We start from the raw sequence: 17,437 nt of genomic DNA on the forward strand, positions 1-17,437 counted from the left end.
TTTGAACATGCCCATCACCACAGACCCGGCCCATGCCGTTGCCGCGCCCGCGGACACCAGCGCCCAGCAACTCAACGAGCTGACCGAGGCCGTCAAGGACCGCGACCAACAGCTGGTCGAACTGCTGCAGGACTACACCGAGCGCAACTTCCAGTTGATCTCGGCCTACCAGGTCATCTCCTGCCAGAACCAGGAAATCCTGTCGCAGCAGGCGTCCGTGAAGGAGACCCAGGCCCAGATCGACCGCATGTACCGGTCGACCAGCTGGCGTGTGACGGCGCCGCTGCGCGCGGTCAGCGTCGCCATCCAGAACCTCAAGCACGCCCTGCGCGTGTTCAAGGACGGTCTGCGTTCGGGCCGTGGCGCGGGCCTGGCCACCCGGCAGGCGCTGCACGCGTACGCGCCCGGTGAAGGCGTGGACGCGCAGGCCGCCGACCACGCGCCCAAGGTGCTGGACCTGCGCGACTACCAGGAGTGGGTGCGCCGCTACGACACACCCGACGCGGCCGCCCTGGAGGTGATGCGTCAGCAGGTGGCGGCGCTGACAGCGTCGCCCAAGGTGTCGGTGGTCATGCCCACCTACAACGCCAACCTGGTCTGGCTGGGTGAGGCCATCCAGTCGGTGAAGGACCAGCTCTATCCCCACTGGGAACTGTGCATCGCCGACGACGCCTCCACCGACCCCGCCGTGCGGCCGTTCCTGGAAAAGCTCGCGGCCGAAGATGCCCGCATCAAGCTGGTCTTCAGGGCAACGAACGGCCACATTTCGGCCGCGACCAACAGCGCGCTGGAAGCCGCCACGGGTGACTGGATCACCTTCCTCGACCACGACGACCTGCTGCCCCCACACGCCCTCTTCTACATGGTGCGCGCGATCGCGGCGAACCCCGATGCCCGGATGCTCTACTCCGACGAGGACAAGCTCGACGAGCAGGGCCGGCGCTACGACCCCTACTTCAAGAGCGACTGGAACCTGGACCTGTTCTATTCGCACAACCTGGTCACGCACCTGGCCTTCTACCGCCGCGACCTGATCGCCCGCACCGGGGGCCTGCGCGACGCCTACGCGGGCGCCCAGGACTACGATCTGGTGCTGCGCGCCATCGAGCACATCGAGCCGGCCCAGATCGTGCACGTGCCGTTCATCCTGTACCACTGGCGCGCCCACGCGGGCAGCACCGCCACGGCCGATCTCAACATCAAGCCCTACGCCATGCTGGCGGGCGAGCGCGCCCTGAACGACCACTTCAAGCGCATCGGTGCCCGCGCACGGGCCCAGTTCGTGGGGCACGGCTACCGGGCGCGCTACAAGCTGCCCGACGTGCCACCCCTGGTCAGCATCATCATTCCCACGCGCAACATGGTGCACCTGGTGAAGGTGTGCATCGAGAGCATCAAGGCCAAGACGCGCTACAAGAACTACGAAATCATCCTGATGGACAACGGGTCGGACGATCCGGCGGCGCTGGCCTACTTCGCCGAACAGGCCCAGGCCGACAACTTCCGCGTGATCCGCGACGACTCGCCGTTCTGCTATTCCGCCATCAACAACCTGGGCGCCCGCGAAGCCCGGGGCGAGGTGCTGGTGTTCCTCAACAACGACATCGAGATCATCACGCACGAATGGCTGGACGAACTGGTCAGCCAGGCCTGCCGTCCCGGCGTGGGCGCCGTGGGCGCGCGGCTGCTCTACCCCAACGGCATGCTGCAGCACGCCGGCATCGTGCTCGGCATCGGTGGCTGGGCTGGCCACTCGCACAAAGGCTTCTCGTCGCTGGCCCACGGCTATGTCGGCCGCGCCTCGCTGATCAGCTCGTTCAGCGCCGTCACCGGGGCCTGTCTGGCGGTGCAGAAACAGCATTTCATGAAAGTGGGCGGCTTTGACGAGGTGAACCTGCGCGTGGCCTGCAACGACGTGGACCTGTGCCTGAAGTTCACCGAGATCGGCCTGCGCAACATCTACACGCCGTTTGCTTCCCTGTTCCACCACGAGTCGGCCACGCGCGGCTACGAGGACACGCCGGAGAAGATGGCGCGTTTCCAGAAGGAAGTGAGCTACATGCGTTCACGCTGGCCCACGCTCATGGCCAACGACCCGGCCTACAGCCCCAACCTCACGCTCGACCACGAGGACTTCGGCCTCGCCTGGCCGCCCCGTGTGGCCCATGCGTACGCCAACGCCAACACCAACGCATGAAACAGTTCGTGACAGTGCAACGGATTTTCATCGAGGCGGTATGGCCCCATTTCTGAACGGCATGGACCGCAAGAAGGACCTGCTGCCCGCCTTGCTGCTGATCGTCTTCTTGATGCTGCAGGCGGTGGTGTTCGCCCGCAACACGCCGCTGAGCTACCCGCCCGACGAAATGTCGCACCTGTCGTACGTGTGGGACAGCATGCATTCGGCGTTCCTGCTGCCCAACTACGGCAGTGGCACCATCCTCGGCTTTGGCAGTCCCAACTACCTGAGCCACCCACCGCTGTACTACTCGCTCCTGGGAGCCGCAGGCAAGCTGTTTTCGCTCGACCCCAAGCCGGACTACCTCACCTTCCGGCTGTTCAGCGTGGCGCTTTATGGCCTGGCGCTTTTGTTCTCGGTCCTGACGGCGGACCGGCTGGGCGTTGAACGCAGCGCCACCTGCATCAGCCTGTTGGCCTGCTCGGCCATCCCGATGATGGGGTACCTGGCGGGCAGCGTGAACAACGACACCCTGCTCTACCTGGGCTTTGCCATCACCTTCTACGGCATGGCCCGGATCGCGAACGACCCCCATCAGAAGCTGCCCCGCTCGCTCGCATGGGTGGTGCTGGGCCTGCTGATCGTCTTCCTGACCAAGGCGACTGGCATGGCCATGCTGGTGTTTTTCGGGCTGGTCTACGCAGCCCTCAACGGGCAGCACCTGCGCAGCGCGCTCGCCACCCGCCCAGCCTGGATCGCATTCGCCGTGTTTCTCGGGGTCACGGGCGCCTACTACGCGTTCACCTACCTGACCCATGGGGCGTTCTTCCCCAAGGCGGGAAACCTGTATCAGGTGACCGCTGTTGAAAACCCGATCAGTCTGTCGGCCTATGCCATGGATTTCTACCATTCCATGGCCCGCAGACTGCCGATCATCTTTTCGCACCTGAGCGTGGCCCCCATCCCCGAGGAACTGACCGCCGTCTTCTTCGCCATGCTGGGCCTGCCTTTGGCCGGCTGGATCGTGGTCCGGTTCTCACCCGACATCGCTGCCGCGAAAAAGCCCTTCGTCAAGCTCTTCGACGCGCTGGCGATTTCGATCGTGCTGATGCTGGCGATCCACATCTATCTGGGATACAGGGCTTACACCCAGACGGGTGTGCTCTCCGGTTTCCAGCCCCGGTACTACCTCTTCCTGATTCCGCTGGTGTGGTTTCCCTTCTTCTCCTTGTGCCGGCCGGGCTGGTTCAAGCAGCTCATGACCGGGGTGTTCGCGCTGTTGACCGTGGTGGTGTTCTGGTCCTCGGTGCCCTTCACGCAGCAGAAACAATACGAGGCGCTGCAGGAACTGGGGCCGACCTTCGAATACACCGAGCGCACCTATGAGAACTTTGGACCGCTGCGCATCGCCCGGCGCAACGAGGTGGTCGGCAGCATCGACGGGCTCACGCTCGAAGACGGCCTGCTGAAGGCCCGCGGCTGGGTGTTTGACACCGTGCACCGTGCCCGCGTCCAGCGGCTCTGGGTGCTGGCGCGCGAGGACTACATCACGTCGGTCAAACCCGGCGCCCAACGACCCGACGTGGCCAAGGCGCTGGGCATCGGCGCGGCGGCCAGCTCGGGCTTTGCCTTCGCCATCAGGAACCTGCCGAAGGACCTCCAGCCTTGCGACATCCGTTTGCTGGTGGAGTTTCACGACGAAACCCTGGGATACCTGAAGTCCGCTCAGTGCAATCACTGAAGCCCACCACAGCCCCCGTCCAGTCACCCATTTCCCGTCTTGTCTTTTTTTTGTCCGGAGCGCCAGATTGAAACTCATCATCCAGATCCCCTGCTTCAACGAAGCAGACACCTTGGGCATTGCCCTTGCGGCCCTGCCGCGCGAGGTTCCCGGTTTTGACAAGGTCGAATGGCTCATCATCGACGACGGCAGTTCGGACAAGACCGTTGAAGTGGCTCTGGCCCATGGGGTGGACCACGTGGTCCGGCACACCCGCAACCAGGGCCTGGCCCGCGGGTTCATGAACGGGCTTCGGGCCTGCCTGGAACAGGGCGCCGACGTCATCGTCAACACCGACGCCGACAACCAGTACAACGCCGACGACATCCCGCAGCTGACCCGCCCCATCCTGGACGGCAAGGCCGACATCGTGGTGGGCGCGCGCCCGATCGAGGCGATCGAGCACTTCAGCCCGGTCAAGAAGCTGCTGCAGAAGCTGGGCAGCTGGGTGGTCCGGGTGGCCAGCAAGACCGACATCCCCGACGCGCCCAGCGGCTTCAGGGCCATGAGCCGCTCGGCCGCACGGCGCCTGACGGTGTTCAGCGACTACACCTACACACTGGAAACCATCATCCAGGCGGGCCAGAAGAACATGGCCATCACCTCGGTGCCCATCCGCGTCAACGGCGATCTGCGGCCCTCTCGCCTGGTCAAGAGCATTTCCTCGTACATCCGCCGCAGCATCGTCACCATCGTCCGGGTTTTCGTCATCTACCGGCCGTTCCGCTTTTTCGGCTCGATTGGCCTCACCCTGTTCGCCATCGGGTTCGCCATCGGCCTGCGGTTTCTCTACAAGTGGTTCACCACGGAAGCCGGATACGACGGTCACATCCAGTCACTGATTCTGGCCAGTTCCCTGCTCATCATCGGGTTCCACACCATCCTGATCGCCTTCGTGACCGATCTGCTGTCGGCCAACCGGAAACTGCTGGAAGAGATTCGCACCATGACCCTGGAAAACCGGGACCTGGGCAAATAAGCCTTGACCATCGGCCCCGGCAACCCCATCGCAAGCATGACCCGCACCCCTGTGTCCGACCAGGCATCCGCGACCCGGATCCAATGGATCGACGCGGCCAAAGGGCTGGGCATCATCCTGATCGTGATCGGGCACCTCTATTCGGTGGCCGAGCCCTCGGCGTTTTACGTCTTCCTCTACGCCTTTCACGTCCCGCTGTTCTTCTTTCTCTCGGGCTGGACCTTCAAACCGGGTGCCGAACCTCTCCAGGGGTTTTTCCAGAAGAAAGTGCGGACCTTGCTGGTGCCGTACTTCTGTTACGCCATGTTGGGGTTCCTGTTCTACCTGGCCGGTTTTCTGGCGGCCAGGCAGATGCACCTGCAGATCGAACAGTTCAACTACGGCCTGCTGCCGCCGCTGATCGGCGTTTTCTATGGCTCGCTGGGCGACGGCCATCTGGTCAACACACCGGTCTGGTTCGTGATCGCCCTGTTCTGCACCGTCATGGTCGGGTACGGGGTCAACCGGCTGGTGGCATCGGACGCGGCGCGCATGGGGGTCGTGCTGTTGCTGGCCGCGGCGGGTTATGAAGCGGCACGCTTCGTCAAGCTGCCGTTCAGCCTGTCTTCCGCGTTGATCGGGCTGGTGTTTTTCCAGGCGGGTTACTGGTTGTCGCGCCACCGGCCGCAAACGACCATGTCTCCTCTGCGGCAGGTGGCCTTGTTCGCCCTGCTGCTGGCCGTGAGCCTGCTCAGCCAGGTCAACGGCTTCGTCACCGTGGCGGAAGCCCGCCTGGGCCATCCCGCGCTGTTTCTGGTGTTCGCTTTCAGCGGCACCTTCATGCTCATCCTCCTGGTTCAGCTGCTGGGGAAGAACGCGCGCTGGCTGGCCTGGATCGGCCAATACAGCCTGTCGATCATGCTGATCCACATGCTGGTCATCAAATCGGTCAAGGTCTTGCTGGTGGCGGCGCTGTCTCTGAGCCTGCAGGCCATCGACCACGACGTGGCGCTCGGCCTGCTGGTGCTGGCCGTGACCGCGGTCCTGCTGGTGCCCACCGTGTACGTGATGGAGCGCTTCCTGCCTCAGAGCCTGGGGAAGCCCGCTCGCACGCGTGCGCTGATGCCCGTTCGAGGGCTTCCATGATTGCGGTCACCGGCGCCAACGGCTTTGTCGGGCAGGCCCTGTGCAGCAGCCTGCTGGCCCAGGGCCGGGCGGTGCGGCCGCTGATGCGCACGGCAACGCCGGCCGCCCGAGCCATCGCCGTGGCCGACATCGGCCCGCAAACCGACTGGTCCGCCGCGCTGTCGGGGGTGTCGGCCGTGGTCCACTGCGCGGCGCGCGTGCACGTGATGCGGGACAGTTCCGGGGACCCGATGGCGGCGTTTCGGCATGTCAACGTGGCGGGCACACGCCGGCTGGCGCAGCAGGCAGCTGCCCTGGGCGTGCGCCGGCTGGTGTATCTGAGTTCGCTCAAGGTGCATGGGGAACACACCCCACCCGGCACCCGGTTCAGCGTGCAGGACGCGCCCCACCCGCTCGATGCCTACGGCCTTTCCAAATGGGAGGCGGAGCAGGCCCTGTGGGAGGTGGCCCGCGACACCGGCCTGGAGGTCGTCGTGGTGCGCCCCCCACTGGTGTACGGGCGGGGGGTGAAAGCCAACTTCCTGAGCCTGATGCAGCTGGTGGCGCGGGGCGTGCCACTGCCGCTGGGCCGGGTGGACAACCGCCGCTCGCTGCTGGCGCTGGACAACCTGACCGACCTGCTCACGCGCTGCCTGGATCAACCCGAGGCCGCCGGCCAGACGTTTCTCGCCTCCGACAACCACGATCTCTCCACCGCCGAGCTGATCCGCTTGCTCGCTTTGGCCATGGGCCGGCCGACGCGGCTGCTGCCGGTGCCTGTGGCGTGGCTGCACACCGCCGGCCGACTGACGGGGCGCCAGGGGCAGATCGAGCGCCTGACCGGCTCGCTTCAGGTGGACATAGGGCATACTACGAAGGTTTTGGACTGGACCCCGAGGCTGACGGTGGAGCAAGGCCTGAGGATGGCGGTGCAGGATGTCGTGAAATGAAGCGCTTGTTCGATATCTGCCTCGCCGTCGTTGCCAGCCTGGTTCTTCTGCTGCCCATCGGCTTGTTGGCGCTGCTCGTGCGATTGACGTCGAAGGGGCCCGCGCTGTACTGGAGTGATCGAGTGGGGCGTGACAACCATGTTTTCAGAATGCCAAAATTCCGCAGCATGCGACTGGACACCCCGGCGGTGGCCACGCACCTGCTGCAGGATCCCCAAGCGTATCTGACCCCCATGGGAGCCTTTCTGCGCAAGACCAGTCTCGACGAACTGCCGCAGCTGTGGTGCATCCTCAAGGGCGACATGAGTTTCGTCGGGCCACGACCCGCGCTGTTCAACCAGGACGACCTGATCGAACTGCGCACACAACACGGCGTGCACCGCGTGGTGCCCGGCCTGACGGGCTGGGCCCAGGTCAATGGCCGTGACGAGTTGCCCATCCCTGAAAAAGTCGAACTCGACCGGGAGTACCTGCGTCGGCGTTCGTTCTGGTTCGACCTGCAGATCGTGCTCATGACCGCGTGGCGAGTGCTGCGTCGGGACGGTGTTTCGCACTGAGCCCTGAAACAACGGAGAAGCGTTCAAATGTTGAATCGTTTTGCCCTGCCCATCCTGGCCATGCCCCGCCCCGCCAAGCGCGTGGTGGTGCTGGCGGTCGATGCCTCGCTGTGCGTGCTCACGGTCTGGCTGGCCTACTACCTGCGTCTGGGCGACTGGGTCAAGCTGTCGGGCGACGCCTACTGGCAACCCATGTGGGCGGTGCTGGTCTCGCTGGTCATTGCCTTGCCCATCTTCGTGGTCAACGGTTTCTACCGCGCCATCTTCCGTTACTCTGGCCTCTCGGCCCTGATGACGGTGATGAAGGCCATCGCCGTCTACGGCCTGCTGTTCGCGACCGTGTTCACCGCCATCGGCATCGACGGGGTCCCCCGCACCGTGGGCCTGATTCAGCCCATGCTGTTGCTGCTGACCGTGGGCGCCTCGCGCATGCTGGCGCGCTTCTGGCTCGGCGGCCTGTACCAGAACCAGCTCAAGATGGGCTCCCTGCCCCGGGTCTTGATCTATGGCGCGGGCAACGCGGGCCGGCAGCTGGCCGCGGCCATGTCGAACAGCCACGAGATGCGGGTGGTGGGTTTTCTTGACGACGACGACCGCCTGCATGGGCACGTGCTCAACGGCTTGTCGATCTACAGCCCGGCGGATCTGCCGGGTCTGGTGAACTCCCTGCAGATCTGCACCGTGCTGCTGGCGATCCCGTCGGCCAGCCGGCATCGCCGCAACGAGATGATCGAGCAGATGCTGAGCGCCCACGTCCAGGTGCGCACGCTGCCCAGCGTGAGCGAGCTGGCGCAAGGCACCGTCAGCACCTCGGACCTGCGCGAACTCGACATCGACGACCTGCTGGGCCGCGATGCGGTCAGCCCCAACCACATCCTGCTGGGCAAGAACATCAAGGACAAGGTGGTGATGGTGACCGGCGCTGGCGGCTCCATCGGGCGCGAGCTGTGCCGCCAGATCCTGGCCGTGGGCCCGGACACCCTGCTGCTGATCGAGCAGAGCGAATTTGCGCTGTACGAAATCCACCAGGAGCTGCAGGACAAGCTTGACGGATCCGAGACCATTCTGGTCCCGCTGCTCGCCTCGGTGCGCGACCCGCAGCGGCTGCGCGAGATCATGTCGACCTGGAAGCCGGACACCGTGTACCACGCGGCGGCCTACAAGCATGTGCCGCTGGTGGAACACAACCCGGTCGAAGGCATCAAGAACAACACCCTGGGCACCCTCACGGCGGCCCAGGTCGCCGCCGAAGAAGGCGTGTCGGACTTCGTGCTCATCAGCACCGACAAGGCGGTGCGCCCCACCAACATCATGGGCGCAAGCAAACGGTTGGCCGAAATGGCACTGCAGGCCCTGGCGGTCACCCGCCCGCACACCCGGTTTTCCATGGTGCGCTTTGGCAATGTGCTGGGCTCCTCGGGTTCGGTGGTGCCCAAGTTCCGGCGCCAGATCCGGGATGGCGGTCCGCTCACGGTGACCCACCCGGAGATGACACGGTATTTCATGACCATCCCCGAAGCGGCGCAACTGGTGATCCAGGCCGGCGCCATGGCCAAGGGGGGCGACGTGTTCGTGCTGGACATGGGCGATCCGGTCAAGATCCTGGATCTGGCCACGCGCATGATCGAACTCTCGGGCCTGTCGGTGCGCGACGAGGACAACCCGACCGGTGACATCGCGATCGAGATCACCGGCCTGCGCCCGGGCGAAAAACTGTACGAAGAACTGCTGATCGGCAACAACCCCCAGCCCACCTCCCATGCGCGCATCATGAAGGCCACCGAGGACTTCCTGCCCTGGGCGGTGCTGCGTGAGAAACTGGTGGTACTGGAGAAAATCCTCGACGACAACGACGCCGAAGGCATGAAGGTCCTGCTGACCGAGCTGGTGTCGGGTTATCAGGCCCACCACGAGTCGGTCGATCTGGTCAACATGGACAATCTGGGAGCCGCGCGCTACTGCAGCTGACCGCCCGGCCCACGGGCGCTCTGACCCACCAGGCCCGGTCGCAGGACCGCAGGCCCTTTTCGAGAACCGTCACACAAGAGCTCGACACCACATGAACACCGTCAAGAAACACCGCATCGGCCTGTCCGGCACCGGCTTCATCGCCAGTGGCTTCGCACGCCTGATCCACAACCACGCGCCCGACCTGAGCCTGACCTCGGTGCTGACACGCCGCCCGCTGGAGCAGGCCGGGAGCTTTCCCTTTCCCGAGCGACTGACCCACTCGGTGCAGCAACTGATCGACACCTGCGACATCATCGTCGAGTGCAGTGGCGACGTGCTGCACTCCACCGATGTCATCGACCAGGCGCTGCGCGCCGGCAAGCCCGTGGTCACGATGAACTCCGAGTTCCACATCACCACTGGTTCCTGGTTCGCCGACAAGGGCCTGCTCACCGAAGCCGAGGGCGACCAGCCGGGCTGCATCGCCGCGCTGCACGAAGAGGCGGTGATGATGGGCTTCAAACCCATCGTCTACGGCAACATGAAGGGCTTTCTCAACCACCTGCCCAAGCCCGAGGAAATGGCCTACTGGGCCGGCAAGCAGGGCATCAGCATCGAACAGACCACGTCGTTCACCGATGGCACCAAGATCCAGATCGAGCAGGCCTTCGTGGCCAACGGGTTTGGCGCGACCATCACCCGCCAGGGCATGGAAGGCCCGAGCGCGGTGGACGTCAACAAGACCGCCATCGAGCTGGCGCGCTTCGCGGCCGAGCTGGGCCAGCCGATCGCGGACTACATGCTCGCCCCGGGCAAGGCGGGCGTGTTCGTGGTGGGCACGCACGACGCCGATGAGTGGAAGGCGCTCAACTACCTCAAGCTGGGCGACGGGCCCTACTACGTCCTGGTCAAGAACTTCCACCTCTGCCAGTACGAGATCGTCAAGACCGTGCGCCGCGTCATCAACGGGGGTGGTGTGCTGCTCAACAACTCCACCCACCCCACGCTGTCCATCGTCGGCATCGCCAAGACCGCATTGCCGGTGGGGACCCGCATCGACCGCGCCATCGGCGGCTTCCAGGTGCGCGGCGAAGCCGCCCGCATCCAGGATGTGCCGGGCCACGTGCCCATGGGGCTGATCCAGAACGCGGTCATCACACGTCCGGTGGAAGCGGGCCAGATCCTGAGCTTCGACGACGTGGAGCTGCCCGATTCGCTGGCGCTGGACATCTCCCGCAAGCTCTACGCCTGAAACCCGGTGCCCCGCCCGTGGCGGCCGGCGCAAAGCCGCCGCCCGGCACCCGGTTGACCCGCCCTTGGCACGCCCGCGCATGTGGGCCCAGTGTTCCCCTGCATGACATCGAGCCCCCACACCGCCCACTACCGACCTGACATCGACGGTTTGCGAGCCATCGCCGTGGTCGCGGTGGTTTTGCACCACGCCTTCCCGGAGCACATCCAGGGCGGTTTTGTGGGTGTGGACATCTTTTTCGTCATCTCGGGCTACCTCATCAGCTCGATCATCCTGTCGGGGCTGCAAAAAGGCCGGTTTGGTTTCGCCGATTTCTACGCCAAACGGGTCAAGCGCATTTTCCCCGCCCTCTTCCTGGTGTTGGCCACCGTCATCACCCTGGGCTGGTTCAACCTGACGCCGGTGGACTACAAGCAGCTGGGCAAACACGTTTTCGCCGGCAGTGCCTTCATCTCCAACTTTGCCTTCTGGCGTGAAGCGGGCTACTTCGACGCCGCCTCGGCCAACAAACCCCTGCTGCACCTGTGGTCGCTGGCGATCGAAGAGCAGTTCTACATGTTGTGGCCGCTCACCCTGTACGCGCTGCACCGCTGGCGCGTCAATGCACTGCGCTGGATCCTCATCCTCTTGCTGCTGTCCTTCGCGCTGAACCTGTCGCTGGTCAAAGGCCAGCCCACCGCCGCGTTCTACAACCCGGCGGCACGTTTCTGGGAACTCATGGTGGGCGCCATGCTGGCGGCCATGCACGTTCACCGCGTGGGCTGGACAGCGGTGTTCCTGCGCGACCGCTGGCACAGCCCGCCCAACACCACGCCACACCACAGCGGCCGGCACGGCAATGTCTACGGCTGGGTCGGCTTGGCGCTGGTGCTGTTGGTCCTGGTGCGGATCGACCCGGAGCGCAGTTTTCCCGGCTGGTGGGCACTGGCGACCACGCTGGGCAGCGTGCTGATGATCGCCGCGGGGCCCCATGCCTGGGTCAACCGACACGTGCTGGCCAGCAAGCCCTTCGTCTGGATCGGCCTGATCAGCTACCCGCTCTACCTCTGGCACTGGCCGCTGCTCTCTTTCGCGCACATCCACGCTGGCGAACTGCCGCCCGTGGCCACCCAGCTCGGCTGGGTCGCACTGAGCGTGTTGCTCGCCTGGCTGACCTACCAAGCGGTGGAAAAGCCGATCCGTTTTGGTCGCTTGAACCGGGGCGGCATCACGGTGGCCCTGTGCAGTGGCATCGCGCTGGCGGCGGGTCTGGGCTTCACCACCTACCAGCGCGACGGATTCGATGCGCGCTTCCCGGAAATCGTGCGCAACATGATGAACAAGGGCGGCAAGGACGCCGTCATCGAAGGCTGGCGCGACAAGGACTGCATGCTGGACTACAAGTACCCGGCTTCCAGCTACAAGGACTTCTGCATCGAGAAGAAGCGCCCCCTGGTTTTCCTCTGGGGAGACTCCCACGCAAGTTCGCTCTACCCGGGATTCAAGGCGTTGCAGGACAGCGGCAAGTACCCGTTCGGTCTGGGTGAGCGCGGTGGCGCCATTTGCCCGCCCATTCTGGGCATCGAGCCCCGCCCGCTGTGCAAAAGCCTGAACGACGACACCATCCGCGCCATCCGCGCGGCCAAACCGGATGTGGTCATCCTCTACGCCTGGTGGCACCACCGCCGCTACGACCTGACGAACCTGGAAGCCACGGTCGCTGAACTCAAGAAGGCGGGCGTCCCCCGCATCATCATGCTGGGGGCCGTGCCGTACTGGCAGAAGCCGCTGCCTCAGTTGCTGATGGACGAGTGGAAGAAGGGCCCACCGCTCAAGCGCCCGCCCCTGCGCTTGAAAGAGGGTCTGGACCCGCAATTGCGCGACGTCACGGAGAAGATGCGTGCCCGCGCCAAGGCCATGAACATCGAGTTCATTTCAGGCATGGACTACTTCTGCAACCCGGACGGCTGCCTGACACGGCTGAACGAGAACGCCACGCAACCTCTGTCCTACGACTACGGCCATCTGTCCACCGGCGCGGCCGTCTACTACGTCGAGCAACTGGCACCGCTGATTTTCAAGCCACGCTGAACCGTCGCGGGCCTGCGCGTCAATGGAGGCAAGGGAGTTCCTAGGTCCCCCCGCCGCCGGATGCGGTGTCACCTGGAAAAGGGATAAGGGCCCCATCGGGCCCGGTGGTCACTGCAGCGTTTCCTTGAGCATGGGCAGGTACGGCAGCGCCATCACATCGATGCCCTCCTCGATCAGCTCCTGGGCCACCTCGGGGCTGGTGCTGCCCCGGATGTTGCGCTGATCCGCTTCGCCGCTGTGCATGGCCCTGGCCTCGTCGGCAAAACGCTCGCCCACGTCTTCGGTGTTGGCCATCAGCTCGCGCAAAGCCCGCAGCCACCGGGCTTGCGGTGGCAAGCCTGTCGCCGTGACGCCCGACTCCGGACCGGATTCGAGAGATGCGGTAGACACTCCCAGGTCGGTTGTGGCGGTGTCGTTCCGGCCCGTGCGCAGGTTCAGACGCGGCGCGGACAGCATCTTCTGGATCTGCGTGTCGCCACAGAGCGGGCAACTCACCAGCCCGCGCTCAAGCTGGCCGGTGAAATCTTCTTCCGAAGCAAACCAGCCTTCAAACCCGTGCTGGTGGGCGCATTGCAGGTTGAGGACCTTCATATCGCCAATTATCCCGCAGCGACCCCATCCGTGCTGGCGCCCGGCTCCCCCGACCAGTCAAGCGACCAGATGCCGTCCTGCACGTTTTGCAGCCACATCGTGCCCACCAGCGTCTTGCCGTCGATCACCTCACCCCCGCGGCACCAGGCCTGCAGCTCGGGCAGCGTCGCGGTGAACACGTCCAGGTGTTCGCCCTCGTCCAGCTCGCGCTCACCCAGCGTGAGACCGCGCGCAAACCAGATGTCGATGATCTCGGTGGAGTAGGAAATCGTCGGAGCGAGCCGACCCGCAAAAGCCCATTCGCGCGCGCTGTAGCCGGTCTCTTCGTGCAGTTCACGCCGCGCGCAGGCCAGACTGGCCTCGCCCGCGTCGAGCTTGCCGGCCGGGAACTCGATCATCACCTGCTGCAGGGGATGGCGGTACTGGCGCTCCAGCACCACCCGTGCGTCGTCGAGCAGCGCGATCACCATCACGGCGCCAGGGTGCAAGACATATTCACGCGTGGCTTGCGCGCTCGACGGCAAACGCACGGTATCGCGCACCACATGCAACAGCTGACCACGCAGCAACTCGGTGCGGGACACCGTGGTTTCACGCAAATGGCGGTCGTCGTCCATGTCCAGCTCCCTCGGGGGATGGATTGCTACCTGCGGCGCAGGAAAAGGTAGCGGTACACGAAGCCGGGAAACGCGAGCGTGAGGAACAGAGCCCCGGTGGCGGCATAGAACTCCCAGCCCTGGGGTGCGATCTGGCCGGCCGCCTGCTCCAGGCCCAGGCCCAACGCGCCCACCAGCAGGTAACACACCACCAGTTCACCCATACGCATCCACAAGGTCTTGGGTTCCTTGCGGGGAATCACGCCCAGCCAGCGATCGTTGACAAAGGGCAGGTTGGCGGCGATCAGTGCGGTCACCAGCACCAGCCAGACAGAAACGGTATGGGTCATGGGGGGAGGATGGGGCCCGGGTGACCGGCCAGTTGCAACCGACCGGTTGAATACCCGGGCTTCAGGCGAGCAAGGCCGCCACGGCCTGCGCGCACAGTGTCATCAGGCCACCGGGCACGATGCCCAGCACCAGCACCAGCGCACCGTTGAGGGAGAGCACCGAGCGCGCATCGGCGCCAGCGGCGATGTCGGCGGTTTGTGTGGGCGCATCAAAGTACATGACTTTGACCAGGCGCAGGTAATAGAACGCGCCGATGAGCGACATCATCACCGCGAACACCGCCAGCCCGATGTAGAAGGCACCGCTGGACGCCAGCAGCGCCTGCAGCACGGACAGCTTGGCGTAGAAACCCACCAGCGGGGGCACGCCCGCCAGCGAGAACATGCAGATCGCCATCACGCCCGCGTACAACGGACTGCGCTGGTTCAGACCAGCGAGGTCGCTGATGTTTTCCGACTCGAAGCCGCTGCGCGAGAGCAGCAGAATGACACCGAAGGTGCCCAGCGTGGTCAGCACATAGGTGATGACGTAGAACATGGACGAACCGTACGCATTCGCAGCGTTGCTGCTGTCGCCCGCCACCACACCCGCCAGCAGGCCCAGCAGCATGAAACCCATCTGCGAAATGGTGGAAAACGCCAGCATGCGCTTGAGATTGGTCTGCGCGATGGCGGCCAGGTTGCCCACCAGCAGCGACGCCACGGCCAGCACGGCCAGCATCTGTTGCCAGTCCACCGCCAGTGGCTGCAGACCTTCCACGAGCAGGCGGATCACGATGGCGAACGCCGCCAGCTTGGGCGCGCCACCGATCATGAGCGTGACGGCCGTGGGTGCACCGTGGTACACGTCGGGCACCCACATGTGGAACGGCACCACGCCCAGCTTGAACGCCAGACCGGCCACCACGAACACCAGACCCAGCGTGAGCACCTGCGGTGAGCCCTTGAGCGTGGCCTCACCGCCCGCGATGGCCTTGACCACCTCGGCCAAGTCCAGCGAGCCGGTGGCGCCGTACACCATGGACAGACCATAGAGCAGGAAACCGCTGGCCAGCGCCCCCAGCACGAAATACTTCATGGCGGCTTCGGTGGCCTGCACGTCGTCGCGGCGCAAGGCAACCAACGCGTAGCTGGACAAGGTGAGCAGCTCCAGGCCGAGGTAGATCATCAGGAAGTTGTGGCCCGAGATCATGACGAACATGCCCAGCAGCGCGAACAGCGCCAGCGTGAACAGCTCACCGCCCCGCAGCATGCCGCGATCTCCCGCGTACACGCGGCCATAGACCAGGGTGACCATCATGGCCAACGCGGCGAAACACTTGAGCCAGTTGCCCATGGGGTCGCTCACGACCATGCCGCCCCAGGCCAGGGTGGCCTGGCCGGTGCTCGCGTACATGCCCTGCAGCAGGGCCACCACGGCCAGCGTGAGCAGGGTGAGCAGGTAGGTGGCCCCACGCAGCGGGGTCTTGACGCCGAGGTCCACCAGCGCGATCACGCAGGCCATCACCAGCAACAGGATTTCAGGGTAAGCCGCGACCCAGCTGAGGTTGTCAATCATGTAAACGCTCTCTTGTGTTTTTGGCCGGTCACGGGATCAGTTCAGTTTGGAGATGGCAACGTGGCGCAGCAGTTCGGCCACGGAGGCGTCCATCACGTCGGTGAAGGGCTTGGGGTACACGCCCATGAACAGCACCGCGATGCCCAGCGACGCCATCACGAGGAATTCGCGGGGGTTGATGTCGATCAGCGCCTTGACATGGCCATTGCCCGGTGCGCCCAGGTACACCCGCTTGAACATCCAAAGCGAATAGGCTGCGCCGAAGATCAAGGCCGTGGCAGCGGCGGCGCCGATCCAGAAGTTGGCCTTGACGGCGGCCAGGATCACCATCCACTCACCGACGAAACCAGCGGTGCCCGGCAGACCGCAGTTGGCCATGACGAAGAGCAGCGCGAACGCGGTGAAATTGGGCATGGTGTTGACGACACCGCCGTAAGAGGCGATTTCCCGCGAATGCACGCGGTCGTACAACACACCGATGGCCAGGAACATCGCGGCAGACACGAAGCCGTGCGCGATCATCTGCACGATTGCCCCCGACACGCCAAGGTCGCTGAACACGAAGAAGCCCAGGGTGACAAAACCCATGTGCGCCACCGACGAATAGGCGACCAGTTTTTTCATGTCCTGCTGGACCATGGCCACCAGACCCACATAGACCACCGCCACCAGGGACAGCGCGATCATGAGCCAGGCCCACTCGTGGGAGGCATCGGGCAGGATGGGCAGGGAGAAGCGCAGGAAGCCGTAGGCGCCGAGCTTGAGCATGATGGCCGCCAGCACAGCCGAACCACCGGTAGGCGCCTCGACGTGCACGTCGGGCAGCCAGGTGTGCACCGGCCACATCGGCACCTTCACCGCGAACGCGAAGAAGAACGCGAAGAACAGCAGGGTCTGGGCGGTGCCACCCAGCGGCAGCTTGTACCAGTCGGACAACGAAAAGCTGCCGCCGGCCTGTGTGTACAGGTAGATCAGTGCCACCAGCATGAGCAGCGAGCCCAGCAGCGTGTAGAGGAAGAACTTGAAGGCGGCGTAGATCTTGTTCGGACCACCCCAGATACCGATGATGAGGTACATCGGAATCAGCGTGGCTTCGAAGAACACGTAGAACAGCATCGCGTCCTGCGCGGCGAACACGCCGATCATCAGACCCGACAGGATCATGAAGGCGCCCATGTACTGGTTGACGCGGCTGGTGATCGACTCCCAACTGGCCACCACCACCACCACGTTGATGAACGCGGTCAGCAGCACCAGCCAGAGCGAAATGCCATCCACGCCCAGGTGGTAGTTGACATGGAAGCGCTCGATCCAGGGCCTGATTTCCACGAATTGCATCGCGGCCGTGCCCAGTTCAAAACCGCTGTACAACGGCACCGTCACCGCCAGACTCAACACCGCACCCACCAGAGCGATCCAGCGCACCACGTGCGCCTGATCGTCGCGGCCCAGGGCCAGCAGCACGACGCCAAAGGCAATTGGCGTCCAGATCGCAAGGCTCAGCAAACCCATCTTGTTCTT

General features: G+C 64.6%; 14 protein-coding genes. 9 read left to right on the forward strand and 5 right to left on the reverse strand.

Going from position 1 to position 17,437, the window contains the following annotated elements; translation table 11 throughout:
• Nucleotides 1-7 precede the first annotated feature (7 nt).
• From KIH07_RS21140 to KIH07_RS21180, 9 genes are all read left to right on the forward strand, one after another.
• Complete coding sequence (locus tag KIH07_RS21140) at nucleotides 8-2,197, forward strand: glycosyltransferase family 2 protein (protein ID WP_226493844.1); 2,190 nt, start codon at nucleotides 8-10, stop codon at nucleotides 2,195-2,197.
• 40 nt (nucleotides 2,198-2,237) lie between these two features.
• Nucleotides 2,238-3,920 (forward strand): ArnT family glycosyltransferase, encoded by a 1,683-nt coding sequence (locus KIH07_RS21145; protein WP_226493845.1) that lies wholly within the window; start codon nucleotides 2,238-2,240, stop codon nucleotides 3,918-3,920.
• Nucleotides 3,921-3,987: 67 nt separating this feature from the next.
• Complete coding sequence (locus KIH07_RS21150; protein ID WP_226493846.1) at nucleotides 3,988-4,938, forward strand: glycosyltransferase family 2 protein; 951 nt, start codon at nucleotides 3,988-3,990, stop codon at nucleotides 4,936-4,938.
• A gap of 36 nt (nucleotides 4,939-4,974) precedes the next feature.
• On the forward strand, nucleotides 4,975-6,063 hold the full coding sequence (locus KIH07_RS21155; protein WP_226493847.1) for an acyltransferase family protein: 1,089 nt from the start codon (nucleotides 4,975-4,977) through the stop codon (nucleotides 6,061-6,063).
• Nucleotides 6,060-6,992, forward strand: coding sequence for a UDP-glucose 4-epimerase family protein (locus KIH07_RS21160; protein WP_226493848.1), 933 nt, complete (start codon nucleotides 6,060-6,062; stop codon nucleotides 6,990-6,992). Before KIH07_RS21155 ends, KIH07_RS21160 begins: the two co-directional genes overlap by 4 nt.
• The gene (locus KIH07_RS21165) at nucleotides 6,989-7,549 is read left to right on the forward strand and encodes a sugar transferase (protein ID WP_226493849.1); all 561 of its coding nucleotides are present in this window, start codon (nucleotides 6,989-6,991) and stop codon (nucleotides 7,547-7,549) included. The genes KIH07_RS21160 and KIH07_RS21165 overlap by 4 nt, the downstream gene beginning before the upstream one ends.
• A gap of 27 nt (nucleotides 7,550-7,576) precedes the next feature.
• Nucleotides 7,577-9,517 carry a polysaccharide biosynthesis protein gene (locus tag KIH07_RS21170; RefSeq protein WP_226493850.1) on the forward strand — a complete coding sequence of 647 codons (1,941 nt, stop codon included), beginning with the start codon at nucleotides 7,577-7,579 and terminating at the stop codon, nucleotides 9,515-9,517.
• A gap of 91 nt (nucleotides 9,518-9,608) precedes the next feature.
• On the forward strand, nucleotides 9,609-10,751 hold the full coding sequence (locus tag KIH07_RS21175; protein ID WP_226493851.1) for an SAF domain-containing protein: 1,143 nt from the start codon (nucleotides 9,609-9,611) through the stop codon (nucleotides 10,749-10,751).
• Between the two features lie 102 nt (nucleotides 10,752-10,853).
• A complete protein-coding gene (locus KIH07_RS21180; RefSeq protein WP_226493852.1) occupies nucleotides 10,854-12,821 on the forward strand; it encodes an acyltransferase family protein in 1,968 nt (655 codons plus the stop codon).
• A 108-nt stretch (nucleotides 12,822-12,929) separates the two neighbouring features.
• Here KIH07_RS21180 and KIH07_RS21185 read toward each other — a convergent pair whose 3' ends face one another.
• The 5 genes from KIH07_RS21185 to KIH07_RS21205 all read right to left on the reverse strand — a co-directional run bounded on the left by KIH07_RS21185 (nucleotide 12,930) and on the right by KIH07_RS21205 (nucleotide 17,428).
• Nucleotides 12,930-13,412, reverse strand: coding sequence for a DUF1178 family protein (locus KIH07_RS21185; protein WP_226493853.1), 483 nt, complete (start codon nucleotides 13,410-13,412; stop codon nucleotides 12,930-12,932).
• Between the two features lie 8 nt (nucleotides 13,413-13,420).
• Nucleotides 13,421-14,029: an NUDIX domain-containing protein gene (locus KIH07_RS21190; protein WP_226493854.1), complete on the reverse strand. Its 609-nt coding sequence runs from the start codon at nucleotides 14,027-14,029 to the stop codon at nucleotides 13,421-13,423.
• Between the two features lie 26 nt (nucleotides 14,030-14,055).
• Nucleotides 14,056-14,358 (reverse strand): DUF2818 family protein, encoded by a 303-nt coding sequence (locus KIH07_RS21195; protein ID WP_226493855.1) that lies wholly within the window; start codon nucleotides 14,356-14,358, stop codon nucleotides 14,056-14,058.
• A gap of 61 nt (nucleotides 14,359-14,419) precedes the next feature.
• A complete protein-coding gene (gene nuoN / locus KIH07_RS21200; RefSeq protein ID WP_226493856.1) occupies nucleotides 14,420-15,916 on the reverse strand; it encodes an NADH-quinone oxidoreductase subunit NuoN in 1,497 nt (498 codons plus the stop codon).
• A gap of 36 nt (nucleotides 15,917-15,952) precedes the next feature.
• Complete coding sequence (locus KIH07_RS21205) at nucleotides 15,953-17,428, reverse strand: NADH-quinone oxidoreductase subunit M (RefSeq protein WP_226493857.1); 1,476 nt, start codon at nucleotides 17,426-17,428, stop codon at nucleotides 15,953-15,955.
• Nucleotides 17,429-17,437 lie beyond the last annotated feature (9 nt).

Source organism: Hydrogenophaga taeniospiralis, from assembly GCF_020510445.1.
Taxonomy (GTDB): Bacteria; Pseudomonadota; Gammaproteobacteria; order Burkholderiales; family Burkholderiaceae_C; genus Hydrogenophaga.

Bases quoted from the DNA above. Each gene is read 5' to 3' on its own strand.
- KIH07_RS21205 (WP_226493857.1), bottom strand. From the start codon at position 17,428: ATGGGTTTGCTGAGCCTTGCGATCTGGACGCCAATTGCCTTTGGCGTC.
- KIH07_RS21195 (WP_226493855.1), bottom strand. From the start codon at position 14,358: ATGACCCATACCGTTTCTGTCTGGCTGGTGCTGGTGACCGCACTGATC.
- KIH07_RS21190 (WP_226493854.1), bottom strand. From the start codon at position 14,029: ATGGACGACGACCGCCATTTGCGTGAAACCACGGTGTCCCGCACCGAG.
- KIH07_RS21140 (WP_226493844.1), top strand. From the start codon at position 8: ATGCCCATCACCACAGACCCGGCCCATGCCGTTGCCGCGCCCGCGGAC.
- KIH07_RS21165 (WP_226493849.1), top strand. From the start codon at position 6,989: ATGAAGCGCTTGTTCGATATCTGCCTCGCCGTCGTTGCCAGCCTGGTT.
- KIH07_RS21160 (WP_226493848.1), top strand. From the start codon at position 6,060: ATGATTGCGGTCACCGGCGCCAACGGCTTTGTCGGGCAGGCCCTGTGC.
- KIH07_RS21145 (WP_226493845.1), top strand. From the start codon at position 2,238: ATGGCCCCATTTCTGAACGGCATGGACCGCAAGAAGGACCTGCTGCCC.
- KIH07_RS21175 (WP_226493851.1), top strand. From the start codon at position 9,609: ATGAACACCGTCAAGAAACACCGCATCGGCCTGTCCGGCACCGGCTTC.
- KIH07_RS21155 (WP_226493847.1), top strand. From the start codon at position 4,975: ATGACCCGCACCCCTGTGTCCGACCAGGCATCCGCGACCCGGATCCAA.
- KIH07_RS21180 (WP_226493852.1), top strand. From the start codon at position 10,854: ATGACATCGAGCCCCCACACCGCCCACTACCGACCTGACATCGACGGT.
- KIH07_RS21170 (WP_226493850.1), top strand. From the start codon at position 7,577: ATGTTGAATCGTTTTGCCCTGCCCATCCTGGCCATGCCCCGCCCCGCC.
- KIH07_RS21185 (WP_226493853.1), bottom strand. From the start codon at position 13,412: ATGAAGGTCCTCAACCTGCAATGCGCCCACCAGCACGGGTTTGAAGGC.
- nuoN (WP_226493856.1), bottom strand. From the start codon at position 15,916: ATGATTGACAACCTCAGCTGGGTCGCGGCTTACCCTGAAATCCTGTTG.